Below are 25,309 nucleotides of genomic sequence, written 5' to 3'. Positions count from 1 at the left end.
CGACGGCGACTCCTACCGCATGACACACCGAACGGAGGTGCCACCGACCTAGAACATCCCGCACAGGGTGGGGACTTTTACCTGGCCACCAGCGGGGACATCAAACTGGCCGTTGACATCGACGTTGCCGGCTGTGGCGAAGCGGTTGACGCTGTTGAAATCGAAGTAGATGAACAACTCGCACGACCGGTGGCTCACGAGTTCCCGAATCGTGGACATGGGCACGTCGCGGTACCCGAACGGGTCAATAAACGCGAAGGTGGGCGCGAGCCTCTTGCCGGGGCCGATCGAGTCGAGCATTTGCTGGGCGAGCACCTGGAAGTTCTCGTTGCTCTCGTGGACCCGCACGTTGGGCGGCCACGGGGTCTTCGCCGCGCTCGTGTCAGCAAGGACCGCCTGAAGCGATGCGAAGCGCTGGGGATCCCATTCATTGAAGACGAAGGTGAACCGCGTGGCATCGAAGCTGCCGAAGGACTGGTGGTCCAGGAGCGTGTTGAGCGCCAGCACAGGGGATCCCGGCTCGCCGTTCTCGTAGCGTCCGGGCCCGGCGAACCCGTCCAGGACGTTGACCGCATTGTGATGAGGCGACGAGCCGAATATGCCGAACCACGCTGCAAGGTAGCGGACCAGGATGTCGTGTTTGACCTTGGTGTGCGGTGGTTGGCTCCACACCGTCGGCAGGCTGTCGCCCTTAGTCATGGTCGCCTCGGCGGCTGCGACCCGACCGGTGACGTGTGAGTTACTGCTCGGGCTGGCAGGGTCGCCATTATCTATTGCCCTTGGCCCGGTTGTGCGTAATGCAAAGCATCTCACAGTTGGCCAGATTGGACGCTCCGCCGCGGGACCACGCGGTTACGTGGTCAGCCTCCATCTCGTCGAACTTGTAGATGCGGTCCTGGTTCGAGTTGGGGACGTGCTCGCAGACCGAGCAGTTCGAGACGCCCTTGGCCTTGGCGGTGTGGGTCTGGGCCTTATACGCTTGCTTCTTGACGCTGTCCTCGAAGAGCCGGATGTCAAGCAGCTTGAAGTTGGCGTCCACCCCCGGGGCAAGCTCGCCGAGAACGTATTCGTAGATCCCCTTGGCACTGTGGACGGCCGGGTCGCCACGCAGTTCTTCCACGCGGATATCTACTGCCGACGGGTCGTAAGGGTGACCGTGATAGGTCTCGTAGAGGTCAGCCCAGGCCTGACCGCGCATCTCCTTGTCCGGCGGGCGAATGAAGACGTTCTCCACCCAGTCGATGACGGCGTCGAAGTAGTCCCGGAGCTCGCTGCAGTCGGCGTCACCGCGGTGAGTGGCCATGTAGCCGGAGACCGTGACGCCCTGCTTGGCGGCAATCCATTTGAGCGCAGTCGCCAGGATGTCCTGCCGCTTGGGGTCGCCGTTTAGGTAGGAGAGCCATTTATGCATTATCGCGGACTTGGAGTTAGAAAATGCCGCCTTTGCCGCGGTAACGAACGTGCCGGAATAAACCGCGTTGAGCAGCTCTTGTTCTTTCAGCGCGATGCCGGCGATGTTGATGGTCTTGAACCATTCCTTAATCTCCGGCTCGGTTCCCTCGCATTCGTACACAAGTAGCTCGGTGTCGAGGAACTTCTCACGGAGCTCGGGCGGCAGCGAACTGAAGTTCTGCTCATGGCCGTCAACAGTGACGGCGAACTGACCCTCGCGGAAGCGACCGAGACTGGTGATGCGCTGCTGGCCGTCTAGTGTCGCGTGTCGTTAATTAGTTTAGGGGTGTCGGGTTGAGATAATTAGGTTATGGCTAATACTCCTGCCCCGGCCCTGGAACTGCGTGATGGCGATGCGGACGAGCTCGATCAGTTGTTGAGGTCGACCACGGTGCCGGCCGGTCTGGCGCGTCGTGCGCGGATCGTCATGCTTGCTGCCGATGGGATGGCTAATACGCGGATCAGTGAGGTCGTCGGGGTGTCGGTGCCGACGGTCCTCAAGTGGCGTTCCCGGTATCTCCAGGACGGACTCGATGGTCTCCTCGACGCGCAAAGGCCCGGTCGCCCACGGCATGTCGATCACGCCGATGTGGTGTCGGCGACGTTGATGCCGCCACCGAAGAAGTACGGAGTCACACACTGGTCGTCGCGTCTGCTGGCCGGGCACCTCGGAATCGGGAACGCCACGGTCGCCCGCGCCTGGCGCGAGTACGGCGTGCAGCCGTGGCGGTCGGGAACATTCAAGTTCTCCACCGATCCGCAGCTGGTCGCCAAGGTCACCGATGTCGTCGGCCTGTACCTGGAGCCGCCGGAGAACGCGATCGTGTTGTGCGTGGACGAGAAATCGCAGATCCAGGCCCTCGATCGCACGGCGCCGATGCTGCCGATGCAGCCAGGGCAGATTGAACGCCGCACCCACGACTACAAACGCCACGGCACCACCACCTTGTTCGCGGCCCTGGAGATCGCGACCGGGCAGGTCACCGCCGCGGTCAAACCGCGACATCGCCACCAGGAGTTCCTGGCGTTCCTACGGCAGATCGACCGCGCCTACCCCGACCAGGAACTGCACCTGGTCATGGACAACTACGCCACCCACAAGACCCCCGAAGTGAAGGACTGGCTCGCCCGACACAAGAACTTCCACGTCCACTTCACCCCGACCTCAGCGTCCTGGCTCAACCTCGTCGAAGTCTGGTTCGGCATCATCGACCGACAAGCCATCCGCCGCGGGATCTTCACCTCCGTCAAAGACCTCAACGCGAAGATCCGCGCCTTCATCAACGGCTGGAACGACCGCAAACACCCCTTCGTCTGGACCAAAACCGCCGAGGACATTCTGAAGAAATCCCAACCGAAAACCAATTAATGACACGATACACTAGGACCTCCAGCCTGCCCTTGTCACGGTCAACGACGTTGAAGTACAGCAGCCCGAGCGGGTAGCCCTTGAGTACCGAGTCGATAACGTCGGCGTCTCTGCCGTTTTCGAGGTACAGGTATGCACGCTGGAACTCGGGCTGCACCGTGAGTCGGCCGCTGAGCCCGTAGAGGCCCTTCTCTTCCAGCTTCGAGTAGTGGAACCCGTCCGTGACCTGCTCAATGGTGTACTTCTCCAGTTTTGTCTCCATCAGGCTTCCACCTTGCGCTGAATGAGTACACGCGGGAAGGTCTTCACATACATCTTGTCGCCGACCTTGTAATAGGTCTTCTTCTCGGGTGGAGCCGTCACCTCGATGGCAGCGCCATCGTTGAGCTTAGTGACCTGCTGCTCGGTGCCGTTCTTATTCACCTGGGTCTGTTTCGGGTACACCTTGTCAGCGATCTTCAGCCATGAGAATTGCGTGAGGCCGACGATGTCGAACTGCTCGGGGCAGTGGTGGTCCAAATAGCTCACCGGCACGCCCATCACGCCGTCGTAGTCACTGGGGATCGCGATGCTGAGTGGAACGTCCATGGCATCGATGTTGTCGTAGTGCCGATAGCCGCCCTTCTTCACTAGCTGCTTGTTGTAGCGTAGATTGTCGGCCTGGGTCATAAGCTGCATCGGCGCGTGACGCTGACCGTGCTCGAGGTTGGTGAACCACGTGACGTTCCGGAATTTCACCAACCCGGTCGCGGGGTCGTAGACGCCATCCGCCCACCCGCCGCGATTGTCCTCGGGGACCCGGAAGTAGGCGTTACCGCTAGCAAACCCCTGCCCGAGCCACATGCGACCGGCCATGATTAGGGGGAAGATCTCCTTGGTGGTCGGGAAGCTGTTGGGGCCGATGATCGAAAACTTTTTGTCCGCTTCGAGCACCCACCGAATGAACTCACGGCCGAGGCTAAAAGGCGGATTGGTGATGATGATGTCGGACTCATCGCGCAGAGCGGTCACTTCGTCTGAGCGGTAGTCACCGTCGCCTTCGAGGTACTCCCACTGCAGGTCATCGATGTTCACCACGCCGTCGCCGTTCAAGTCGCGGTCGAGGACGAACTTCTTGCCGTGCCGCCGGGTCTTAACCTCGTCGAACTGAGGATCCGTACTCGCGGAGCAACTCCAAGGTGACCTCGCGGCCCTCGACCGGGGTGACGACGGCGATGAGGCTCTCCCCGAACATCTCGTCCGGCCGCCCGACGACCGCCACATCGGCCACGTCCGGGTGGCCGGCGAGGGCCTGTTCGACCTCCACCGAGTACACGTTGCGCCCGCCCGTGATGATCATGTCCTTCATCCGATCAACGATCGTGATAAACCCGTCGGCGTCCCGGACCGCCACGTCGCCGCTGTGCAGCCAGCCGTCGCGGAGCGCATCGGCGGTGGCCTCGGGCTTGTTCCAGTAGCCCTTCATGATGGTCTCGCCTCGGTAAATGATCTCCCCGGGCTCGCCGACCGCGGTGTCGTTGCCCTCGTCGTCGACGATCCGCGTCTCGGCGTTAGTGATGGACGCCCGTCCGGTGGCATCTGGGCGGGCGCGTACTTCGTCCGGAGTGAGGAAGATGCCGGTCGGGCCGCCTTCGGTTTGGCCGCACAGCTGGAAGAACTGCACGTGCGGCAGGGTGGCGAGCAAGCTGGTCGCCGCGCTCGGCGGCATTGGTGCGGCGCCGAAGAAGCCCAGCCGCCACGCGGACAGATCGCGCGTGCCGAGCTCGGGGTGCTGCAGCAGCATCTGGTACATGGTGGGCACGCCCAGGAACACGGTGATGCGGTGCTTCTCCAGCGCATCCAGGACCGCCTTGGGCTCGAACGCTGGCAGCACCACGTGAGTGGTGCCCAGGCTGAACCCTGACATAACGAACAGGACCAGCTCCGCGCAGTGGTACATCGGCGCGACGTGCAGATTCCGGTCGAAGATATTCATACCGAGTGCGGAAACCGAGTTCCCCACCCACAGCATGCGGTGATGGTCGAACAACGCTCCCTTGGGACGCCCGGTCGTGCCCGAGGTGTAGAGGATAATGCAGTCGTCGTCCTCGATGACCTCCACTTCCGGCGCGGTGGTCGGCATGGTGTCTGCGAGCCGCGCGATGCCCTGCGCGGCGGGCTCGTCCAGCACCAGACTTTGCGGCGCGGACGGCAGCGGATCGAGTTCGTCGAGGCCGGCCACCACCACCGCGAGCCCCTCGGAGTACAGCAGCACCGTCGCACCGGAGTCCTCGAGCAGGTAGCGAAGTTCGCGGGCCCCTGCGTGTCAGGGTGAGTTGAGTCCAACGGTTCACAGCAACCCCGCCTGCAGGGCGAGATACGGATCAACTCTTCGATGACGATTTCCAGCCTGGCCGTGTCCGGGGACAATGCCCGCATGGACTCCTTGCAGCCACGCTCCGACGGCCCGCGCCGACGCCGCGCCTTCACCCCGGCGGACAAGCTCGCACACCTGGCCGCATACGAGCAGGCCTGCGCGAGCAACGAGGGCGGCGCCTACCTGCGCCGCGAGGGCCTGTACTCGTCGCTGATCAGCGAATGGCGCAAGCAACGCGACGCCGGCGTCCTCGACGGCGCACCAGCCGGCGCGAAGATCGGCAAGCTCACCGCCGAGCAGGCCGAGATCGCCCGCCTGCGCCGAGAGCTCGACCGCACCACCAAGCGCCTCGCGACCACCGAAGCGGCCCTAGACATCATGGGAAAAGCACACGCGCTCTTGGAATCTCTCTCCGAGAGCGCGGACACCGACGAGCCGCACAACAAGCGCTGATGACCGCCCACCACGCCCTCACCGATGCCGGCGTCACCACAAGGACGGCGACGACCTTGACGTCGGTGACCCGGTCAACCGCCGCCAGGATCAAGGCACGGTCGCTGGCACCGGCGCGGCCGGCGCCAGCGGCGGCGCAGGTGCCCGCGAACAAGCTCACACCGGACGAACGTCAGGCGGTGCTCACGCTGCTCGACTGCGACCGGTTCGTCGACCAGGCTCCGCTCGAGGTCTACGCCCAGCTCCTCGACGAAGGCACCTACCTGTGTTCGGTGTCGACGATGTACCGGATCCTGCGGGAGAACACGCAGGTCACCGACCGCCGCAGGCAGGCGAGACATCCCGCACGGGTGTGCCCGGAACTGGTGGCCGACGCGCCTCGGCAGGTCTACACCTGGGACATCACGAAGCTCCCCGGCCCGGTCAAGGGCGTCTACTTCGACGCCTACGTGATGGTCGACATCTACTCTCGCTACATCGTCGGTGCGCACGTCCAAACCCGTGAATCCGGTGCGCTTGCCGTGGAGTTCATGTCGGAAATCTTTGCCGTGCATGGCATTCCGAGTGTGGTGCATGCCGACCGTGGGACGTCGATGACCAGCAAACCCGTCGCCGCTCTGCTCGCCGACTTGGAGGTGACCCGGTCGCATTCGCGGCCGAAGGTCTCCAACGACAACCCGTACTCCGAATCGCTGTTCAAGACCCTCAAGTACGGTCCGGCGTTCCCGGACCGCTTCGGGTCGATCCACCATGCCCGACAATTCATGGAAACGTTCGTGACCTGGTACAACCACGACCACCGGCACAGTGGAATCGGTCTGCACACCCCCGCAGACGTCCACTTCGGGCTCGCTGCCCAGAAGGCGGCCGAGCGCTCCGACGTCCTCGCGGAGGCTCGTCGCGCCCACCCCGAACGATTCGGAACCACAGACCGAGGGCCGAAGATCCTGGACCTGCCCACCGAGGCCTGGATCAACCAGCCTGCCGCAATCGACGGCACCGAACCTGCGGCGGGTCAGGCCGCCGCGTAACACCCGTTGGACTCAATCACCTTGACAAGTTCCGGGCCGGCACGCGAGGGTTGAGAGGCACGGCAATGGCCCCCAGTCGGAACGCTCCGTACAGGCCCAGGATGTACGCGTCGGAGTTCGGACTCAGCAGTGCCACCCTGTCGCCCTTGCCGACTCCGAGCGACGCCAACGCGTGCGCATACTGATTGATCCGGGCCGCGAGCTGCTCGTACGAGTAGGTGCTCTCGCCGAAGATCAGTGCGGTCTTGTCCGGGTGCCGGCGGGCATTGAGCGCGAGGGCGCCTCCGAGAGTGGCCATGGTGACTCCTGAGGTGTTGAAGACTCCGGGATCGGGTATGTGACCCCGGACACAGCAGAAACAGTAACCGCCAACGCGGTTCTTGTACAGACGTTCAGCGAAAGAGAAACTCGGGTCAGGTGGCTGACCCGTGGGAACGATCGACAGCTCCTCCCCCGGACACGCTCACGCCGAGCTCGGGCTTGCTGTGCCCCTCGGTGTGGGTGAAGGTCCCGAGGTGGGTCCAGACGGCATCCACCAGCGGCTGCAGGAACAGTCGGCCCATCTGGTTGATGATCACGTCGACCACCTGGACGGAGTCGGCGCGGCCCCGCGAGGCCGCGCCGGTCTCGCGCATCGCAACGACCTCCCGGTGGGTAAGTTCGGTGAGCCGCTCCAGCAGTTGCCCCCGCTGGCCGCCGGGTTCGAGTAGCGCCCGTCGGAGATAGTTGACCACCTCCGGGTTTCTGACCAGCATTTCCGCGACGGATTCATTCCGGACGCGAGCGATTTCTTCGCCGGCCCCGTCGGTCGGCGCCGAAGCAAGGGCCGACGCAAAACGCTCCACGACGATCTGCTCCACAGCCTCGCGCAGGCCGTCTTTGGACCCGTAGTGATGGACCACCAGCCCTACGGTAACCCCGGCGGCGGCCGCGACCGCACGCATCGGTGTGCGGTCCTCGCCGTTGGCCGCATAGAGCTCGAGAGCAGCGTTACGGATTCGCGCTTTGGCGGTGAGGTCCTGGTCGCCGGAGTGCTGGGCGGGGCGGTCCACGCGGTCTCCCTTCGGTTGACGAACGAGTCTACTGGGATGTGCCAGCCGTTAACGCTATACAGTGGACAAGTTTACTGACTACTTGTATAGTCGCTGAAATGAGTCTTCGATCGCTCCGACCCCTAGCCGGCATACAGGTCGTCTCATTGGCTACCAACCTGCCCGGTCCGCTAGCCGTGGCAGGCCTACGCGACCTCGGCGCCGCGGTGATCAAAGTGGAGCCGCCGGTGGGTGACGCCTTGGCCGTGGCCGCGCCCTCCTGGTACTCAGAACTGACACAGGGGGTGGAGGTTCGTCGGGCCGACCTCAAGAGTCGTAGCGGACTGGAGGAGCTGACCACGCTGCTCGATACGGCGGACGTGTTGGTGACCGCCATGCGCCCGTCAGCGTTCTGCCGACTCGGCCTCGGCGATCTCAGCGACCGCTACCCGCGGTTGTGCCATGTGGAGATCGTGGGCTACGACGGCGCCGACGAGGAGGTCGCGGGCCACGACCTGACCTATCAGGCGAGATACGGCACCATCCGGCCGCCGCACCTGCCGCTGGTCCCGGTCGCCGACACCGTCGGTGGGGAGCGGGCCATCTCGGCCGCCCTGGCCCTGCTGCTGGCCCGGGGACAGCACGACTCCGGCGGACATCAACGCATCACTCTCGACGCGGCCGCGTACGACTCCGCGGCTGCCCTCCGGCACGGCCTGTTTGGCAATGGAGCACCACTGGGCGGGGCTCTGCCCTCCTACAACATCTATGCCACCGCCGACGGCCACATCGCCCTGGGGGCACTCGAACCGCACTTCGAGGCCCGCACCAGAGAAGTACTCGATTGCGACGGCACATCCGCCGCCTACACCCGCGCCTTCGCCGCGCACACCACGGCCCACTGGGAGGATCTGGCCGCGCGCCACGACATCCCGCTCACCGCCGTTCGCGATGCCCACCCGGCCACAGCGCAGACCACTCACGCGCCCACGGCGCCCACCACCTGACCACCTTGAGGAAGGACCCAGTCATGACCGACTCCCCCCAGCCCCGTAGTTCCCGAGCCACCCGCGAGGCCGTGATCGTCGATGCCGTCCGGACCCCGGTCGGCAAGCGCGGCGGGGCGCTGGCCGCCTGGCATCCCGCCGATCTGCTGGGGGCCACCCTCAGTGAACTGGTTCGCCGCAGTGATGTGGCGCCGGAGAAAATCGACGACGTGATCGCTGGCTGTGTGATGACGCACGACCAGCAGAGCTCCAACATCGCTCGCCATGCGGTGCTCTCCTCCGGCCTGCCCGATTCGGTGCCGGCCGTGACCGTGGACCGACAGTGCGGCTCGGGGCAGCAAGCTGTCGCATTTGCCGCCCACGGTGTGGAGGCGGGGTCCTACGACCTCGCCATCGCATGCGGCGTGGAGTCGATGTCACAGGTGGCGCTGCCATCCTCATTACAACCCGGCGCCCCGCTAGGCCCGCAATACTCCCCCCGCGAACTGGCCCGCTACGACGGCGGACTGCTGGCTCAAGGCCCGGCCAGTGAGCTGATGAACACCCGCTTCGACCTCAGCCGGGAGGAACTCGACGCCTTCAGCCGCCGGAGCCACGAGCGGGCGCTGGCTGCCACCCGCGACGGCCGCTTCGAGACCCAGCTGGTTCCGCTGCGCCGCGACCCGCTCGATGACTCCAGCGAGCCCGTGACCGCGGATGAGGGGATCCGGGCCGAGCTCGACCCAGAGAAGATGGCGTCCCTGCGGGCGGTGTTCGCCGAAGACGGCAAGACCACCGCAGCCAACTCCTCCCAGCTCAGCGACGGCGCCGCCGCACTACTCATCGCCGACCGCGAGTTCGCCGAGGCCCACGGGCTCACCCCCCGCGCCCGCTTCGTGGTCCACGCGGTCGCCGCGGCCGATCCGATCATCCAGTTCACCGCAATCCTCGAGTCCACCCGCAAGGCCCTGGACCGGTCGGGGCTCACGGTGGACGATATCGACCTGTTCGAGGTCAACGAAGCGTTCGCGGGAGTACCGCTGATGTTCCAAAAAGAGTTCGGCGTCCCCGACGACAAACTCAACGTCAACGGCGGCTCGGTGGCTGTCGGCCACCCCCTCGGATCCACCGGCGCCCGCATGATGACGGACCTGCTGACCGAGCTCGAACGCACCGGCAGCCGATACGGGCTACAGACCATCTGCGAAGCCCACGGCACCGCTAACACCACCATCATCGAACGCCTCTGACGAGCCCCCTCCGTCCCAGCCACCGTCCCAACCCCACTTCAGGAGCACCAACATGACGTCCCACCCCATCGTCACCGGTCTGCCGTCGACACACGGTGACAGTTACCAGCTCAACACCACCACCCTGCTGCGGCACTCCGCCCGGACCTACCCCGAGCAGGAGATCGTATTCCGCACCATCGACGGGGGCTGGGACCGCTACACCTACGCAGACATGTTCGAGCGGGTCGGGAAGTCAGCCCACGCGCTCACCGGGCTGGGGGCCGGCCCCGGAACGGTGGTGGGAATCCTGGATTGGAACTCCAAACGCCATATGGAGCTGTACTGGGCGATTCCCGGTATCGCATCGGTGATGCTGCAGATGAACCTGCGGCTCGCCCCGGTGGACCTGGCCTATGTCACCGACCACGCCGAAGCCTCGATCGTGCTGGTCGACGAGTCCCTGCTGCCCGTGGCCGAGGCGCTGGTCGAGCAGGGCGTCGGGGTGAAGACCTGGGTGGTCATGACGGACAAGCCACTCTCGGAGATCTCCACCACCCTGCCCGGGGTCGTCCACTGGGAAGACGCGCTGACGGCCGCGGAATCGACCTTCGACTGGCCGATGATCGACGAAACTTCGGCGTACAGCGCGTGCTACACCACCGGCACCACCGGCCGCCCCAAGGGCGTGTACTACTCCCATCGCGGGATCTACCTCCACACTCTTGCCGAGGCAGCGCAGTTGAAGATGGGCGACGACGACACCGTCATGGTCATCACCCCGATGTTCCACGGCCAGGGCTGGGGACTGCCGCAGTCGGCCATCTACTCGGCCGCCAAGGTCGTGCTGCCCGGACGGTATACGGCCGAGGACACCTCTGTGCTGGTTGACGCGATGATCTCCGAGTCCGTCACCGTAGCCAACGGTGCCCCCGCGATCTTCGAGCCGATGCTCGACTACATCCGCACACTCAAGACGCGCCCGGACTTCAGCCGCACCCGTCTGCTGTCCGGGGCGACCGAACCGTCGCTCACGCTCATGCGCGGCTTCCATGACCTCACCGGCGCCGACATCATCCACGCCTACGGCGCCACGGAGACCACTCCGCTGGTCACCGTCAACGCAGGCCTGAAGCACACGCTGCGGGACGTGCTCAGTGAGAAGGAGAAGTGGGATCTCAAGCGGGCCCAGGGTCTGCTGGTCAACGGGATCGACATCAAGGTCGTCGGACCGGACGGAACCGAACTACCCCACGACGGTGTCTCCCAGGGCGAGGTGCTCATGCGCGGCCCGTGGATCATCGAGCGCTACCACAAGATGGAAGACAAAGGCGGCGCGTTCGCCGATGGGTGGTGGCGCAGCGGCGATGCCGGCACGATCCGCCCCGACGGCTACCTCAAGCTGACCGACCGCATCAAGGACGTGATCAAAAGCGGCGGCGAATGGATCTCCTCGATCGACATGGAAAACGCGATCGTCGCCCACCCACAGGTCCGCGAAGCCGCCGTGGTGGGGATCGAGCATCCCAAGTGGCAAGAGCGCCCGGTTGCGATCGTCGTCCAAGAAGACGGTGCCGATCTTGACGTCGACGACATCCACGCCGTGTTGGAAGACAAGTTCGCCAAGTGGCAACTGCCCGACATCGTCATCTTCGCCGACGCGCTGCCGCGCACCAGCGTCGGCAAGTTGGACAAAAAGAAGCTACGCACCGACCACGCCGATCTCTACCGGGGAGCCGAGGAATGAACAACCGGAGCGGACACGATGATGTGGTGCGCAGCGAACGACGCGGAGCCGTCGCGATCCTGCGCATCAACCGACCCGAGGCCCGGAATGCACTGAACGCCGCGGTGTTCGCAGCCTTGAACGGGCACCTAGCCGAGCTGCGGACCGATGACTCCGTGCGCGCCATAGTTTTGGCCGGCGCGAGCGGCGTGTTCTGCGCTGGAGCAGACATCACCGCGTTCGACGCCCTGCGGGCCGATCCGTTGATCGGGCAGCGGCGGGCCTCCGGGGGGACTCTATGGGCCGACCTGGAGAACTTCCCCAAACCGGTGATCGCAGCCGTCGAGGGCCTGGCCCTGGGGGGCGGGCTCGAACTCGTCCTGGCCTGCGACACCAGCATCGTCGGCCAGGGTGCCCGCCTTGGATTACCCGAGGTCAAGCTCGGCGTCATCCCCGGCGGCGGCGGCACCCAACGACTCATCCGGGCGCTCGGCAAACCTCGCGCCATGGCACTGCTGCTCAGCGGCGACCTGGTCACCGGGACCGAGGCCGCCACCCTCGGCCTGGTGGGAAAGGTGGTCGACGACGACGAGGTCGTCGAACAGGCGATCGCCCTGGCGCAGCGGATCTCGGCTAATTCCCCGCTGGCCGTGGCCCTGGCCAAAGACGCCGCCCTGGCCGCGCAGACCGGGTCGATAGCCGCAGGGCTCGAGCACGAAAAGCGCAACTTCGTCTATTCACTCGCCTCAGACGACAGCCACGAGGGCCAGGCCGCCTTCTTGGCCAAGCGTTCGCCGAACTTCACCGGCCGCTGACCCGGCCCGACAAGGACAAGATCATGACCACCACCCTGTTCCCCGACCACCGCCCCACCTGGCAAACCGAGTCCCACGAGTTGCTACGGGACCACGCCCGCGCCTTCTTCGCCAGAGAAGTCACCCCCCGCCAGGCGGACTGGGCCCGGCAGGGCCACGTCGACCGCGAACTCTGGAACAGAGCCGGAGCGGCAGGCCTACTGCTCACCGACATCGCCGAAAAGGACGGCGGCGGGGGAGGCGACTTCGGCCACGAGGCTGTAGTGGCCCAGGAACTGGCGTACGCGCACGACAGCGCGTTCGGCTTCACCGTGCACTCCACGATCGCCAGCCACTACATCAACGCCTACGGGACCGAGGAGCAAAAGCGCCGCTGGCTACCCGGGCTCGCCTCCGGCGAGAAAGTGGTGGCCGTCGCCATGACCGAGCCTGGTACCGGCTCAGACCTGCAGAACGTCAAGACCACAGCCATCCGCGACGGCGACCACTACGTGGTCAACGGCGCCAAGACCTTCATCTCCAACGGCACCCACTGCGACTTGGTTGTCATCGTGGCCAAGACCGATCCAGCGGCCGGCGGCAAGGGCATCTCCCTACTAGTCGCCGAGGTCGACAATAACGTCGCGGGCTTCTCCCGCGGCGCCGTCCTCGAGAAGATCGGCATGCACGGATGGGACACCCGCGAACTCTTCTTTGACGACATGCGGGTACCGGTGGAGAACATCCTTGGCGAGGAGGGCTCCGGCTTCGCCGAACTCATGACCCAGTTGCCGCGGGAGCGACTCATCATCGGAGTCGCCGGCGTGGCGGTGGCCGAGGCCGCGGTGATCGAGACCATCCGGTACGTCAAAGAGCGCGATGCGTTCGGCAAGAAACTCCTGGACTTCCAGAACACCCAGTTCGTACTAGCCGAGTGCAAGGCCGAAGTCTACGCCGGCAAGGCGCTGATCGACGACGGCATCCGCCGCCAGATCGAGGGCACCCTGGACGCCGCCGGCGCCTCCATGATCAAAATGTGGGCCACCGACATGCAGTGCCGCGTGGTGGACAAGTGCCTACAGCTGTTCGGTGGCTACGGCTACATGATGGAATACCCCATCGCCCAGATGTACGCCGCCTCCCGCGTGCAGCGGATCTACGGCGGCACCAACGAGATCATGAAGCTGCTCGTAGCCAGGTCACTGTGAACGCCGCGCCCCCGAGTCCGTCCGTCTACGCCGAAGACTTCACCCCGGGCCAGATCCTCGAACTGGGCGATCACACCGTCTCCAAGTCCGAACTGGTCGACTTCGCCACCCGCTGGGACGCCCAGTGGTTTCACATCGATGAGGAAGCCGCTGATCAGGGACACTTCCGCGGACTCATCGCCAGCGGGGTACACACCATCGCCATCGCTCAACGGCTGCTCACACAAACAATGCTCAACCAATGGGCAGTGATCGCCGGGCTCGGATTCGACCGGGTACGGTTCCCGGTGCCCGTCCGACCCGGCAACGTTCTCACCGGAACCGCCCAAATTGCCGAGATCACTCTCGACGGAACACGCGGGCGAGTGAAGATAGAAATGCGGCTGACCGATCAGGACGACCACACCGTCCTCTACGCCGAACTGACCATCGTCATGTGGCAAAGAGAGCAGGCCACGACACCGTCCGGAGGCTTCAACTGACACACGGCAGGACGTCACCAGAAAGAGCCACGGTCCCGCCCTACATCGACGAAGCGACCTTCATCTCGTATCCGCAAGTCAGCGTGGGACGTGACGACCCCACCTCACGACGGTGGCTCAAGGTAGTCAAACCCCCGTCCCGGAACTTGTCAAGGTGATTGAGTCCAACGGGGGGTCCCGGTAGTAATGGCGCAAAAAACAACGAAGTTCGCGTAGTGCCTGGTCAGCGGCGATTTCTCGGTTCGGGCTGCGGGCCGGGGTGGTTGGTGCTTGGCTTGTCTGCCGATGAGGTTGGTCGGCGTGTTGGAGGCTGGGGTTCGTGGCGACGCGGGTATTCGCGGACGAGGAGTTGCAGCGCCTGCGGGAGTTCCCGGAGATCAGTCGTGAGGAGTTGTTCCGGTACTTCACGCTGACCCCGGCGGATCTGGCGTTTGTTGCTCCGCAGGGCAGGGGCCCTGCGGTCCGTCTGGGCCTGGCGGTGGCGTTGTGCACCTTGCCGTGGCTGGGGTTCGTGCCGGACAAGGTGCCGTCGGCGCCGCCGGTGGCGGTGGCCCGGCTGGCGGATCAGCTGAATATCGATGCAGCGCAGCTTCGTTCGTATGGCAAGCGGGCGCAGACGCGGACCGAGCATGTGCGGCTGGTGGCCCAGTATCTGGGGTGGCGGCCTGCCGGGGCGATGGAGTTGAAGGAGCTGGATGAGTTTCTGCTGGCGCGGGCGATGGAGCACGATTCGCCGACGCTGTTGTTCCGGCTGGCGTGTGAGTACCTGATCTCGGCGCGGGTGATCCGGCCGGGCCCGGAAACGGTGGTCCGCCGGGTCGCGCACGCTCGCACGCGGGCGCAGCGGGAGACCTACGACCGGTTGGCGCGCGAGTTCACGCCGCAGCGGTGTAAGGAACTGGATGCGTTGCTGGTCGTCGACCCGTCGATCGAGATGTCGCGGTTGCGGTGGTTGTCGACCGGCCCGGTGGAGGCGTCGGCGACCGCGGTGAAGGCCGAGGTCGAGAAGCTGGTGTTCCTGCGCAACCTGGGCGCGGATGAGCTGGACATGTCGGTGCTGCCGGCGGAGCGGCGGCGGTTCCTGGCGACGGTGGGCCGCCGCTTGACGGGCCAAGCCCTCGAACGCCGGGATCCGCAACGCCGCTACCCGATTCTGCTCACCGTGTTGGCGCAGTCGGCCACCGATGTGCTCGACGAGGTGGTGCAGCTGTTCGATCAGGCGATCTCGGCCAGGTTGAGCAAGGCCGAACGCCGGATGCGCGACGAGCTGGCCGAGCGCGGTAAGGCCGGAGAGGATCGGCAGGGGTTGCTCGACGACCTGCTGGCGATCGTCTGTGACCTGCAGATCCCCGACGAGGAGATCGGCGGCCTGATCCGGGGCGATCGGATCGGATGGGAGCGGTTGCGGGCCGCGGTCGCGCAGGCCAAGCCTCGGCTGCCGCGCGATCACGGGCACCTGGCCGCTCTGGACAGCTCGTACTCCTACCTGCGGCAGTTCACCCCGCAGGTGCTGTCGACAGTCCGGTTCGCCGGCGGCACCGCCGCGACCGAGCTGCTGATCGGGGTGCACATGCTGCGGGAGCTGAACGCGACCGGTACCCGCAAGGTGCCCGACGACGCGCCGACCGGGTTCGTGCCGACGAAGTGGCGCGGCTACCTCGACGAGGCCCGCAAAGCCGGTAACACCACCGCCTATCGGCACTACTGGGAGCTGTGCGTGCTGCTGGGGCTGCGTGACGGGTTGCGCAGCGGGGATGTGTTCGTGCCGGGGTCGCGCCGCTACGCCGACCCGGCCGCGTACCTGCTGACCCCGCAGGCGTGGGAGCCGCAGCGTGACGAGTTCTGCCGCCTGGTCGGCAAGTCCGCTGATCCCGCTCGCGCGCTGGCGACCGCCACCGACGAGCTCGACGCCGCTATGGGCGAGTTGGAGAAGGTGCTCGCCGGCGGCGACGGGCCGGTCCGTCTCGATGAGGCCGGTGACCTGGTGATCTCACCGCTGTCGGCGGAGGATGTGCCCGCGGAGGCGACGGCGCTCAAGGCCGAGCTGACGGAGATGCTGCCGTTCGCGCCGATCGTGTCGCTGCTGATCGAGCTGGACAAACGCACCGGCTACCTGGACTGCTTCACCCACGCCGGCGGCAAACAGGCCCGCAGCCCGGAGCTGAAACGCAACCTCATCGCCGTCCTGCTGGCCTACTCCACCAACCTCGGGCTGACCCGAATGGCCGAGGCGTCGGGCCTCTCCTACGACATCCTGGCCTGGACCAGCGAATGGTATGTGCGGGAGGAGACGCTGCGGGCGGCGAACCTGACGATCATCGACTACCACCAAAGGCTGCCGCTGACCCCGGTCTTCGGCGCCGGCACCCTGTCGTCGAGTGATGGGCAACGGTTCCCGACCCGCGGCAAATCGGTCACCGCCAGAGCGTTGAGCCGCTATTTCGCGAACGAAGGACTGAGCACGTATACCCATGTCACCGATCAGCACGCCACCTACGGCACCAAGGTCATCGTCGCGACGAGACGCGAAGCTCACTACGTGCTGGACGAAATCCTCGGCAATGCAACGGATCTGCCGATCACCGAGCATGCGACCGACACGCACGGCGTCACCCTCGTGAACTTCGGGCTGTTCGACCTGCTCGGATTGCAGCTCTCGCCCCGCATCCGGGACCTGGGCCGGATCACCCTGTATCGGGCGGCGCCTCGGGCCCAGGTGGAGTCCGCGTTCCCGCACGCCGGGCCGCTGCTGACCCGCAAGCTGAATCTGGATCTCATCGCCGAGCACTACGACGACCTGCTCCGGCTGAGCGGGTCGCTGAAGTTCGGGCACGCCACCGCGTCGCTGCTGGTCGGCAAGCTCTCCGCGTCGGGCCGGCAGAACGCCCTCGCGGCGGCGCTCAAGGAATACGGGGCGCTGCGGCGCACGATCTACGCCGCCCGGTACCTGTCCGACCCGGGCTATCGGCGCAAGATCTCCCGACAGCTCAACAAGGGCGAATCCCTGCACGCGCTCCGCCGCGACCTGCTCTACGCGCACGAAGGCGCCGTGCGCGCGAGGCACCTGGAGGGACAGACCGAACAGGCATGGTGCCTCACGTTGGCGACCAACGCCGTCATCGCCTGGACCACAGAGTATTACGGGCTGGCGACCGAACAGATGCGGCGGGCCGGGCGGCGCATCGACGACGAGGTGCTGACGCACATCTCCCCGGCCCACAGCGAGAACATCAACTTCTTCGGCGCCATCGAGGTCGACATCGACGCCGAACTCGCCCAGCTCGGCCCCACCGGGTACCGGCCGCTGCGCGTGCGGGACACCCTGTTCTGACCCGCAGCGCCGGCCCGGATCGGCGGCGGCGCGATCTAGCAGCAGGCGCTGGTTCCGGTGGTCGTGGTCGGGTCGGTGATCGCGTCGGCGAGGGGGCGGGCGAGCTGGTGGTAGGCGTCGGTGACCGGCAGCACCGTCATGCCTGGGAATTTCGCCTGCCAGTGGTGGGCGGCGTCGGAGGTGGCGAGGAACATCTGCGGGTTGCAGCAGGTGGCGCGGAGGTGACCGGGCTGGATCCGGTCGGGGTCGACGAAGGCCACCATCGCGGTGGCCGGTTCCAGGTCGCTGACCCCGGTGACGGGGTCGATGGTCAGGCGCACGGTGGTGCCCGTGATCGGGCAGTCGGATTCGATGCAGGCGGGTGCGCCGATGACGGCGGGGAAGATGAGGGTGTCGGGGGCACACCAGGTGTAGAGCTGGTGGCCACCGACGCTGAACCGGTGCGGGGTCGGGTTGAGGGTCAGGCCCCAGCCGACGATCCGGCCGGCCTCGTCGTATTCGACGTCGGCGCCGATCGGCGTCTGCGCGGGGTCGAGGTCGGGCACTCCCGCGGCGGCGGCGAGTTCGGTGACGGTGACCGGGGTGCCGTGGGCGAGCAGCCGCAGCGCGGCGCGCATCAGCGCCCGGTCCCGGCCGGCGGGCAGGATCTTGGCGAAAACGTCGGCAGTGAGGTTGTCGGTACTCATGGGATCGGACTCCTCGAGGGCGATCGGACAGTGACGGTGCCGACGGTAGGGTCTGTCCCCGGGGTGAGGGTCAAGCCCGTAGCTCGCATCCGCACGGGTCACCGGCCCAGCACAGGTCGTCGGTGGCCAGATGCGCACGGTGTGCGGTTTCGAAGGCGTCGATGCGGTCGAGGATCTGCTCGGCATCGGGCGCAGCCGCTGCCGCGACCGCTGCAGCAGCTCGGCGAGATGGGCGCCGACCGAACGGCCGTGGTCGTCACGGTCGGTGGAGGTGAGCTGGCAGATCTCGGCGATGGTGAGCCCGAGGCCGCGCAGCTCGCCGATGAACCGCACGCACCACTCCGCGTCGTCGGTGTAGAGGCGGTAGCCGGCCGGGCTGCGGCCCAGGGTGTAGATCAGGCCGAGGTCGGTGTACTCGCGCAGCGCCTTCACCGGCACCCCGGTGCGGGCCGAGAGGTCCCCGATCGTCATGTGTCCGTTCATCACTGCCTCCCGTCCGACGGCGTCAGCCTGCGCAGCAGGACAGTTTGGTGACGTCGGTGGTGAAAGTCTGCGCGGTCAGTTTCAGCGCTTCGGCCATGGTCAGGTACGGCGCCCAGGTGTGGGCGAGCCGGTCGACGGTCAGACCCGCGGTCATCGCATAGGTGGCGGCGGTGATCAGGTCCCCGGCGCCGTCGCTGAGGGCGTGCACGCCCATGATCCGGCCGGTGCCGGCTTCGGCGACGATCTTGACCAGGCCGCGGGTGTCCCGGTTGACCAGCGCCCGCGGCACGCTCGACAACCCCAGCACCCGGCACTGGCAGGCCAGCCCGGCCGCGGCGGCTTGCGCGTCGGTCAGTCCGACCGAGGCGATCGCGGGGCTGGTGAACGTCACGCGCGGCACCGTGGTGTAGTCCAGGACGCGATCGGCACCGGCCAGGGCGTTGTCGGCGACCAGGGTGCCCTGCGCGGCGGCCACGTACACGAACTGCGGATCCCCGGCCACGTCCCCGGCCGCCCAGATGCGCGGATTGCTGCTGCGCTGGCGGTCGTCGACCACGACCGCGCCCCGCTCGTCGACGGCGACGCCGACCGCATCCAGGCCCAGCCCGGCGGTGTTGGGGCGGCGGCCGGTGGCCATCAGCACCTGCTCGGCCCGCAGCTCGGTGCTGGCGCCGCCGCCGGTGCGCACGGTCACCACCTTGTGCCCGTCGTCGGCGAGGACCTTCTCGACGGTGGCGGCGGTGAGCACGTCGATGCGCTCGTGGGCGAAGACGGCCTCGAGCGCGGCCGAGATTTCCGGTTCCTCACCCGAGGTCAGCCGGCTACGCGCGATCACCGTGACCTTGCTGCCCAGGCGGGCGAACAGCTGGGCCTGCTCGAGCCCCACATAGCCCGCACCCACCACGATCAGCGACTCCGGCAGCTGCTGGAGGTCCATGGCGGTGGTCGAGGTCAGATACCCGGCCTCAACGAGGCCGTCGATCGGCGGAGCCCAGGGCGCGGCACCGGTGGCGATCAGATACTGGTCGGCCTCGATCACCCGTACACCGCCCTCGGCGCGCGCGACCCGCAGCACGGGTGCCTCGGCGCTGCCGTCGAACACCGCGGTGCCGGAGACGATCTCCCACCCGTAGTCGGCGGCCAGGTCGACATACTTCTCCGCCTGCAGCTGCCCGACCAGCGCGTCCTTGCCCGCGATCAGGGCGGGGAAATCCAGCGGCACCTCGGCGGGGGTGAGCCCGGGGAACCGGCCCGCCGCCTCGGCGGCGTGGCGGGCCTCGGCGGCGGCCAGCAGCGCCTTCGAGGGCACACACCCGACGTTCACGCACGTGCCCCCGACCGTCCCGCGCTCCACCATCACCACCCGTTTGCCGAGGTTGACCGCGGCGATGGCGGCGGCGAACGCCGCCGAGCCGGAACCGATGATCGCCAGATCGGCGCGGGAATCTGTCAAGGTCACGAGGGTGCCTCCTGGTCGGGCAACCGCTGAACCGACAACGGCTGCTATTCGTGTTGACGAATATCTACCGGAACCATATTATGCGTTTATCCGAATAGTTCAAGTCTCGTGGAGGCGATCCCATGGCCCGGTCCACCACCGCCACTGTCACCGTGCCCGGTGCCGAGTCGGCGTGTACGCATCTGGATACGACGGCGAAGTTTTTTCGCGCCCTGTCGGATCCGACCCGGCTCAAGCTCCTCGAATTCATCCTCGCCGGGGAGCGCACCTCCGCCGACTGCGTCGAACACGCCGGCATCTCGCAGCCCCGGGTGTCGGTACACCTGTCCTGCCTGGCCGACTGCGGGTATGTCCTCGCGCGCCGCGACGGGAAGAAACTGCGGTACTCCGTGGGTGATCCGCGGGTAGCTGACCTGGTGATGCTGGCGCGGTCGCTGGCGGCCGACAACTCCGCCGCGCTGGGCTGCTGCCCGCGCATCCCCGCCGCGGACGGTAGTGGGCGGCGATGAACACACCCGACAACAAGGCGATGAACACACCCGACAACGACTCGGGCGGGTTCGGTGGTCTGCTCGCAGTGGCCGGTGGCGTGCTGGTGATGGTCGCCTGCTGCGCCGGTCCCGCCCTGATCGCCGGCGGCGTGCTCGCCGGTCTCGGCGGTGTCTTGACCAGCCCGTGGCTGCTTGCCGCAGGCGTGCTGGTCGTGGCCGCCGCCGTCGGCTACACCCTGCGGCGCCGCGCCCGTAAGGCCACGGGGTGTTGTCCGCCCCGACCCGGATCCCCTCGGTCGGCTCCGGCCGACCGCGACCGGACGGAAACCCCGGCATGACCGTCTCGAACTCTGACACCCCGATGAGCGGTCGCGAGACCGCGCTGACACTCCCTCGCCCCCCGCACGAAAGGCCACTGTCCTCGAATGGCCACTCTGCCACGCTTTCGCCGCCCCGCCCTCGCCGCCGCCGCGCTGGCGCTGTCCGCAGCCCTGGCCCTCACCGGGTGCACCTCGACCGACACGACGGCGCAGGATCCGGTGGCGCCGGTGCAGGTCGACACCGTCACCGGCACCTCCATCAGCGTGCCCGGTGACAAGCCGACCGCGTTGTTCTTCTTCTCCGTCGGCTGCGGCGAATGCGTGGGCGGCGCGAAATCGGTGGCGCAGGCGGCCGGACAACTCGGCGACAAGGCGTCGTTCGTGCTGGTCGACATGGATCCGGGTGAATCCGCGCAGACGGTGGCCGGGTTCCAGGACTTCACCGGCACCCAGGCGCTGCCCGCCGTGATCGACACCGGCGCCACCCTCACCACACGACTCTCGGTGGCGTCGCTCTCGACGCTGGTCGTGGTCGATCCGGCGGGCAAGGTCACCTACCGCGCCACCGACCCGTCCGCCGACCAGATCACCACCGCACTGCGCGACGCGGGAGCGGCGTGATGGGCGGACTGCTGGCGCTGGCGTTCACCGCCGGGATGCTCGCCCCGGTCAACCCGTGCGGATTCGCGCTGCTGCCCGCCTGGATCACCCACACCCTCGGCGACACCACCACCGACGCGTTCCCGGTCCGCATGGCGCGCGCCCTGCGCGCCGGGACCGCGCTCACCCTCGGATTCGCGGGCACCCTCGCCGCGGCGGGCCTGGCCGTCAGCGCCGGCGCCCGCGCGCTCATCGCCGCGGCCCCCGCCTCGGCCTGGCCGTCGGCGCGGCGCTGGCGGTGCTCGGGCTGGTCATGCTCACCGGCCGTGGCCTTGGCCTGCGCCTGCCCCGCCGCGCTCAGCGCCCGCCCCGCGCATCGATGACCACCACCGGTATGGTGGCCGCCGGTGCCGGCTATGCGGCCGCGTCGCTGTCGTGCACCTTCGGGGTGCTGCTCGCCGTGATCGCCCAAGCCCAGGCCACCGCCGGATGGGCAGCGCTGCTGGTGGTGTTCGCCGTCTACGCCGCCGGGGCCGCGACGGTCTTGCTGCTGGTCAGCCTCGCCACCGCCGCGGCGGGCACCGCTGCCACCCGCTACCTCGCGGTGCTCGCCCGCCACGGCACCCGCATCACCGCCGTCGTGCTCGTCGCTACCGGCGCCTACCTCGTCTGGTATTGGTGGCCCGCCGCTATCGGCAGTACCGGTGGTGCCGCGATGGGCTCCACCGCCTGGTCCGCCGCGGTGAGCATCTGGATTCAAAACCACACCGGCACGGTCATCATTCTCGCCGTGGCGGCCGTGGCCGCCACGCTTGCCGCCACCGTCGTTGCCCGCAACACCCGGGCCCGACACCGCGACGCCACCCCCGACAACGACTGCTGCGCCCCCGCACCCGCCACAATCGAGGAGAAACACGCGCGCTGACCGCGCCGACCGGTCGACTGCCGTACCCCTTCCAGAGCGATTCGATCGAGGAAAGGCACCGAGCACATGAGCGAACGCTACGACACCCTGGTACTCGGCGGCGGCATGGCCGGCCTGCCGCTCGCGCTGCGCGCGGCCCGGCACGGCCGCGTCGCGTTCGTGGAGAAAGAACTGCTCGGCGGGACCTGCCTCAACCGCGGCTGCATCCCCACCAAGACCATGATCGCCTCCGCCGCCGTGGCGCACCAGGCGCGCCGCGCCGCCGAATTCGGGGTCCGCCTACCCGGACCGGTCACCGTCGATTTGGCCGCCGTGGTCGACCGCAAGAACACCATCGTCGACTCCATCCGCGCGGGCTCCTACCGCACCGTCGAGAAATCAACGGACCTCGACTTCTACCACGCCACAGGACATTTCACCGCACCCCGCACACTCACCGTCGACGGCACCGACCTGACCGCCGACCGGATCTTGCTGGTCACCGGCACCCGCAGCACCATCCCCGCCATCGACGGCCTCGACACCGTCCCCTACTTCACTTCCCGCACCCTGCTGGACCTCACCGACCTGCCCTCACATCTGCTCGTCGTCGGCGGAGGCTACGTCGGCTGCGAGTTCGCCCAAATGTTCCGGCGATTCGGCTCCGAGGTCACCCTCATCCAACGCGCCGACCGGCTGCTCCCCGGCGAGGACCCCGACATCTCCGCCGCCGTCAGAGAGGGCATGACCGCCGACGGCATCACCGTGCTCACCGGCACCACCTGCACCGCGGCCACCGGCACCACCGGGAACATCCGGCTCGGCTGCACCGGCAGCGAAGCCGACGACATCACCGGCAGCCACCTGCTGATCGCGACAGGACGCACCCCCAACAGCGACAATCTCGGCCTCGAGTACCTCGGTCTCGAACCCGACCCACAGGGCTTCCTCACCGTCGACGCCTCCCTGCGCACCGACGCCGAAAATGTTTGGGCGCTCGGCGATCTGCGCGGCGGGCCCATGTTCACCCACACCGCCCGCGACGACGCCGACATCGTCTACCGCACCATATTCCGAAGCCAGGACCGCACCACAACCGGGCGCATCGTGCCTCACGCGGTGTTCACCGACCCCGAAGTCGGCGCCGTCGGGCTCACCGAACCTGCCGCCCGCGCCGCCGGCTACGACGTCGTCGTCGGGCGCCAGGACTTCACCGGCGTCGTGAAAGCCCGCGCCATCGGCAACACCCGCGGCCTGGTCAAATTCGTCGCCGACGCCGCCACCGACCGTATCCTCGGCTGCCACATCGCCGGACCCGACGGCGGGAACCTCGTTCACGAGGCCGTCATCGCCATGACCACCGGCGCCACCTACACCCAACTCGCCCAAGCCATCCACATCCACCCCACCCTCGCCGAAGCGGTCAACACCGCCGCCGGCGGCGTCCACCGCGAAATCGGCGCATAGACACCCCATGAGCATCGCCCGGTACTCGGGTGAGGCCATTTTCCGACTGCCACGGATAACACCCTGTTATCTGTAGCATCATGACATCCGGCCTGCGCCGACTCCGCTCCGGCGGTGCGCGACGCGGACCTGTTATCTGCGGCAAGCCCAGTGAGGGAGGTACCACCGTGCCGTCCGGGATCACCGTCCGCGCCGCCGGCGACAGCTTCCTCGACTCGATCGGCTCCCCGAACACCCGCCGCGCCTACGGCATCGCCGTCGACAAGACCACCGCCACGCTCGGCGAGACCCGGCGGCTGGCCGACGTCGCCGACGATGAGATCGGTGAAACCCTCGAAACCCTGTGGGGCTCCTCAGCAGTCAACACCTGGAACGCCCGCCGCGCCGCGGTCGCGTCGTGGCTGGCGTGGTGCCGCGAGCACGGCCACACCGCCCCGGCGGTCCCGGCCTGGGTGAAACGCTCCACTCCACCGGACTCCACCACCCCGGTGCACTCGCGCACCGCGATCGACCGGCTCATCGCCCGCCGCGACATCGACCTCCGGGAGAAGACGCTGTGGCGGATGCTCTACGAAACCTGCGCCCGCACCGAGGAACTGCTCCAGGTCAACATCGAGGACCTCGATCTGGCCGGGCGGTGTTGCCCGGTGAAGTCCAAGGGCGCCAAGCCCCGCACCCGCCGCCGCGGTGCCACCTACCACGAGTACGCGCACGAGCTCGTGTACTGGGACGCGGGCACCGCCCGGCTCCTGCCACGCCTCACCAAGGGCCGCACCCGCGGACCGCTGTTCGTCACCCACCGCCGACCGGGCCCCGGAAAGGCCGCCGCCGACCGGGACATCTGCCCCGACACCGGGCTGGCCCGGCTGTCCTACGGCCAGGCCCGCGCCGTGCTGGATGCCGCCACCGCGACGAATGGGCCCGGCACCGGTTGGGATCTGCACGAACTTCGGCATTCCGGCCTGACGCATCTCGGCGAGGCCGGTGCCAGCCTGGTGGAGCTGATGGCCAAGTCCCGCCACCGCAAACCCGAGAACCTACGCCGCTACTTCAAACCCTCACCGGCAGCCATGCGCGGCATCACCAGCCTCATCGGCCCCGACCGCAGCCACCGATAGCGGCCACCAACAAGAGCGTCCGTCTACCCGCTGACCAGGCACTACGCGAACTTCGTTGTTTTTTGCGCCATTACTACCGTGACCCCTAGTCGGCCCGAAAGAATCTGGTGATGAGGTCTGCTGTGGCGCCCCAGTCTCCGTGACGAAGAAAATGACTCAAGTCGACCTTTACGAAGACCGCTTCTGCGGCGAAATAGGTTGTGTCGCCGACAGTACCGTTGGCTTCGATGAAGAGCGCGCGGTCGGTTTCGTCGACGAGGGAGGCGGTGATGTGCACGGGGGTGTGCAGTGGGACCGGGCGTCGATACTCCACGGTGAGGGTTCGGGTGACTG

23 protein-coding genes and 2 pseudogenes are annotated in these 25,309 nt (G+C 67.1%); 16 read left to right on the top strand and 9 right to left on the bottom strand.

What is annotated here, in order from left to right:
- Positions 1–48 precede the first annotated feature (48 nt).
- Positions 49–699, bottom strand: coding sequence for a three-Cys-motif partner protein TcmP (gene tcmP, locus NWF34_RS24325; protein WP_258326331.1), 651 nt, complete (start codon positions 697–699; stop codon positions 49–51).
- 67 nt (positions 700–766) lie between these two features.
- Positions 767–1,573 carry an HNH endonuclease gene (locus NWF34_RS24320; RefSeq protein WP_258326330.1) on the bottom strand — a complete coding sequence of 269 codons (807 nt, stop codon included), beginning with the start codon at positions 1,571–1,573 and terminating at the stop codon, positions 767–769.
- A 189-nt stretch (positions 1,574–1,762) separates the two neighbouring features.
- On the opposite strand from NWF34_RS24320, the gene NWF34_RS24315 reads away from it, so the two are divergent.
- Positions 1,763–2,821 (top strand): IS630 family transposase, encoded by a 1,059-nt coding sequence (locus NWF34_RS24315; RefSeq protein WP_195037687.1) that lies wholly within the window; start codon positions 1,763–1,765, stop codon positions 2,819–2,821.
- A gap of 261 nt (positions 2,822–3,082) precedes the next feature.
- Here NWF34_RS24315 and NWF34_RS24310 read toward each other — a convergent pair whose 3' ends face one another.
- Both NWF34_RS24310 and NWF34_RS24305 read right to left on the bottom strand, forming a co-directional pair.
- Positions 3,083–4,084 (bottom strand): adenine-specific methyltransferase EcoRI family protein, encoded by a 1,002-nt coding sequence (locus NWF34_RS24310; protein WP_258326329.1) that lies wholly within the window; start codon positions 4,082–4,084, stop codon positions 3,083–3,085.
- Positions 4,008–5,108 (bottom strand): annotated as a pseudogene (locus NWF34_RS24305) (AMP-binding protein); the annotation flags it as partial. The gene NWF34_RS24310 and the pseudogene NWF34_RS24305, both read right to left, overlap by 77 nt.
- A gap of 87 nt (positions 5,109–5,195) precedes the next feature.
- Here NWF34_RS24305 and NWF34_RS24300 point away from each other — a divergent pair.
- Positions 5,196–6,661, top strand: a protein-coding gene (locus NWF34_RS24300) for an IS3 family transposase (RefSeq protein ID WP_375295706.1) whose coding sequence is annotated in 2 segments (ribosomal slippage) — positions 5,196–5,565 and positions 5,565–6,661 — 1,467 coding nt in all. Because the reading frame shifts where the segments join, the coding sequence is not laid out codon by codon here.
- A gap of 16 nt (positions 6,662–6,677) precedes the next feature.
- Here NWF34_RS24300 and NWF34_RS24295 read toward each other — a convergent pair.
- Positions 6,678–6,959, bottom strand: coding sequence for an AMP-binding protein (locus NWF34_RS24295; RefSeq protein ID WP_258326328.1), 282 nt, complete (start codon positions 6,957–6,959; stop codon positions 6,678–6,680).
- A gap of 115 nt (positions 6,960–7,074) precedes the next feature.
- A complete protein-coding gene (locus NWF34_RS24290) occupies positions 7,075–7,713 on the bottom strand; it encodes a TetR/AcrR family transcriptional regulator (protein ID WP_020171231.1) in 639 nt (212 codons plus the stop codon).
- A 98-nt stretch (positions 7,714–7,811) separates the two neighbouring features.
- Between NWF34_RS24290 and NWF34_RS24285 the strand changes: the two genes are divergently transcribed.
- From NWF34_RS24285 to NWF34_RS24255, 7 genes are all read left to right on the top strand, one after another.
- Positions 7,812–8,699 (top strand): CoA transferase, encoded by an 888-nt coding sequence (locus NWF34_RS24285; RefSeq protein ID WP_035734503.1) that lies wholly within the window; start codon positions 7,812–7,814, stop codon positions 8,697–8,699.
- A 23-nt stretch (positions 8,700–8,722) separates the two neighbouring features.
- A complete protein-coding gene (locus NWF34_RS24280) occupies positions 8,723–9,928 on the top strand; it encodes a thiolase family protein (RefSeq protein ID WP_211153600.1) in 1,206 nt (401 codons plus the stop codon).
- A gap of 52 nt (positions 9,929–9,980) precedes the next feature.
- The gene (locus NWF34_RS24275; RefSeq protein WP_258326327.1) at positions 9,981–11,654 is read left to right on the top strand and encodes a long-chain-fatty-acid--CoA ligase; all 1,674 of its coding nucleotides are present in this window, start codon (positions 9,981–9,983) and stop codon (positions 11,652–11,654) included.
- A complete protein-coding gene (locus NWF34_RS24270) occupies positions 11,651–12,448 on the top strand; it encodes an enoyl-CoA hydratase/isomerase family protein (protein ID WP_195060809.1) in 798 nt (265 codons plus the stop codon). Before NWF34_RS24275 ends, NWF34_RS24270 begins: the two co-directional genes overlap by 4 nt.
- 23 nt (positions 12,449–12,471) lie before the next feature.
- Entirely contained in the window at positions 12,472–13,635 is a 1,164-nt protein-coding gene (locus NWF34_RS24265) for an acyl-CoA dehydrogenase family protein (protein ID WP_006897080.1), read from the top strand.
- On the top strand, positions 13,632–14,117 hold the full coding sequence (locus tag NWF34_RS24260) for a MaoC/PaaZ C-terminal domain-containing protein (RefSeq protein ID WP_006897079.1): 486 nt from the start codon (positions 13,632–13,634) through the stop codon (positions 14,115–14,117). Before NWF34_RS24265 ends, NWF34_RS24260 begins: the two co-directional genes overlap by 4 nt.
- A 319-nt stretch (positions 14,118–14,436) precedes the next feature.
- A complete protein-coding gene (locus tag NWF34_RS24255) occupies positions 14,437–17,448 on the top strand; it encodes a Tn3 family transposase (RefSeq protein WP_005203168.1) in 3,012 nt (1,003 codons plus the stop codon).
- A gap of 35 nt (positions 17,449–17,483) precedes the next feature.
- Here the strand turns inward: NWF34_RS24255 and merB are convergent, their stop codons facing one another.
- Positions 17,484–18,617: an organomercurial lyase MerB gene (merB, locus tag NWF34_RS24250; protein ID WP_235194087.1), complete on the bottom strand. Its 1,134-nt coding sequence runs from the start codon at positions 18,615–18,617 to the stop codon at positions 17,484–17,486.
- A gap of 22 nt (positions 18,618–18,639) precedes the next feature.
- Positions 18,640–20,076 (bottom strand): mercury(II) reductase, encoded by a 1,437-nt coding sequence (gene merA / locus NWF34_RS24245; RefSeq protein ID WP_005195274.1) that lies wholly within the window; start codon positions 20,074–20,076, stop codon positions 18,640–18,642.
- A 122-nt stretch (positions 20,077–20,198) separates the two neighbouring features.
- Here merA and NWF34_RS24240 point away from each other — a divergent pair, with 122 nt between their 5' ends.
- The 7 genes from NWF34_RS24240 to NWF34_RS24210 all read left to right on the top strand — a co-directional run bounded on the left by NWF34_RS24240 (position 20,199) and on the right by NWF34_RS24210 (position 24,976).
- On the top strand, positions 20,199–20,585 hold the full coding sequence (locus NWF34_RS24240) for a helix-turn-helix transcriptional regulator (RefSeq protein WP_004018626.1): 387 nt from the start codon (positions 20,199–20,201) through the stop codon (positions 20,583–20,585).
- Entirely contained in the window at positions 20,582–20,905 is a 324-nt protein-coding gene (locus tag NWF34_RS24235; protein ID WP_005180211.1) for a hypothetical protein, read from the top strand. Before NWF34_RS24240 ends, NWF34_RS24235 begins: the two co-directional genes overlap by 4 nt.
- 87 nt (positions 20,906–20,992) lie before the next feature.
- Positions 20,993–21,508: a hypothetical protein gene (locus NWF34_RS24230; RefSeq protein ID WP_005180213.1), complete on the top strand. Its 516-nt coding sequence runs from the start codon at positions 20,993–20,995 to the stop codon at positions 21,506–21,508.
- The gene (locus NWF34_RS24225; RefSeq protein ID WP_235194086.1) at positions 21,508–21,870 is read left to right on the top strand and encodes a hypothetical protein; all 363 of its coding nucleotides are present in this window, start codon (positions 21,508–21,510) and stop codon (positions 21,868–21,870) included. The genes NWF34_RS24230 and NWF34_RS24225 overlap by 1 nt, the downstream gene beginning before the upstream one ends.
- Positions 21,867–22,412 carry a cytochrome C biosynthesis protein gene (locus NWF34_RS24220; RefSeq protein WP_235194085.1) on the top strand — a complete coding sequence of 182 codons (546 nt, stop codon included), beginning with the start codon at positions 21,867–21,869 and terminating at the stop codon, positions 22,410–22,412. Before NWF34_RS24225 ends, NWF34_RS24220 begins: the two co-directional genes overlap by 4 nt.
- A 66-nt stretch (positions 22,413–22,478) precedes the next feature.
- Positions 22,479–23,858 carry an NAD(P)/FAD-dependent oxidoreductase gene (locus NWF34_RS24215; RefSeq protein ID WP_005206419.1) on the top strand — a complete coding sequence of 460 codons (1,380 nt, stop codon included), beginning with the start codon at positions 22,479–22,481 and terminating at the stop codon, positions 23,856–23,858.
- A gap of 167 nt (positions 23,859–24,025) precedes the next feature.
- Positions 24,026–24,976 (top strand): site-specific integrase, encoded by a 951-nt coding sequence (locus NWF34_RS24210; protein WP_005195278.1) that lies wholly within the window; start codon positions 24,026–24,028, stop codon positions 24,974–24,976.
- A gap of 85 nt (positions 24,977–25,061) precedes the next feature.
- On the opposite strand, the pseudogene NWF34_RS24205 reads toward NWF34_RS24210, so the two are convergent.
- Positions 25,062–25,309 (bottom strand): annotated as a pseudogene (locus NWF34_RS24205) (PaaI family thioesterase); the annotation flags it as partial.

It is taken from the genome of Gordonia sp. GONU (genome assembly GCF_024733855.1).
In the GTDB taxonomy this organism is placed as follows: domain Bacteria; phylum Actinomycetota; class Actinomycetes; order Mycobacteriales; family Mycobacteriaceae; genus Gordonia; species Gordonia amicalis.
This window is presented reverse-complemented; position numbering and strand designations above follow the sequence as displayed.

Coding starts and splice junctions, on each gene's coding strand:
- tcmP (WP_258326331.1), bottom strand. CDS start 699: ATGACTAAGGGCGACAGCCTGCCGACGGTGTGGAGCCAACCACCGCAC.
- NWF34_RS24315 (WP_195037687.1), top strand. CDS start 1,763: ATGGCTAATACTCCTGCCCCGGCCCTGGAACTGCGTGATGGCGATGCG.
- NWF34_RS24310 (WP_258326329.1), bottom strand. CDS start 4,084: ATGTGGCGGTCGTCGGGCGGCCGGACGAGATGTTCGGGGAGAGCCTCA.
- NWF34_RS24295 (WP_258326328.1), bottom strand. CDS start 6,959: ATGGCCACTCTCGGAGGCGCCCTCGCGCTCAATGCCCGCCGGCACCCG.
- NWF34_RS24285 (WP_035734503.1), top strand. CDS start 7,812: ATGAGTCTTCGATCGCTCCGACCCCTAGCCGGCATACAGGTCGTCTCA.
- NWF34_RS24280 (WP_211153600.1), top strand. CDS start 8,723: ATGACCGACTCCCCCCAGCCCCGTAGTTCCCGAGCCACCCGCGAGGCC.
- NWF34_RS24275 (WP_258326327.1), top strand. CDS start 9,981: ATGACGTCCCACCCCATCGTCACCGGTCTGCCGTCGACACACGGTGAC.
- NWF34_RS24270 (WP_195060809.1), top strand. CDS start 11,651: ATGAACAACCGGAGCGGACACGATGATGTGGTGCGCAGCGAACGACGC.
- NWF34_RS24265 (WP_006897080.1), top strand. CDS start 12,472: ATGACCACCACCCTGTTCCCCGACCACCGCCCCACCTGGCAAACCGAG.
- merB (WP_235194087.1), bottom strand. CDS start 18,617: ATGAACGGACACATGACGATCGGGGACCTCTCGGCCCGCACCGGGGTG.
- NWF34_RS24240 (WP_004018626.1), top strand. CDS start 20,199: ATGGCCCGGTCCACCACCGCCACTGTCACCGTGCCCGGTGCCGAGTCG.
- NWF34_RS24235 (WP_005180211.1), top strand. CDS start 20,582: ATGAACACACCCGACAACAAGGCGATGAACACACCCGACAACGACTCG.
- NWF34_RS24230 (WP_005180213.1), top strand. CDS start 20,993: ATGGCCACTCTGCCACGCTTTCGCCGCCCCGCCCTCGCCGCCGCCGCG.
- NWF34_RS24225 (WP_235194086.1), top strand. CDS start 21,508: ATGGGCGGACTGCTGGCGCTGGCGTTCACCGCCGGGATGCTCGCCCCG.
- NWF34_RS24220 (WP_235194085.1), top strand. CDS start 21,867: ATGACCACCACCGGTATGGTGGCCGCCGGTGCCGGCTATGCGGCCGCG.
- NWF34_RS24215 (WP_005206419.1), top strand. CDS start 22,479: ATGAGCGAACGCTACGACACCCTGGTACTCGGCGGCGGCATGGCCGGC.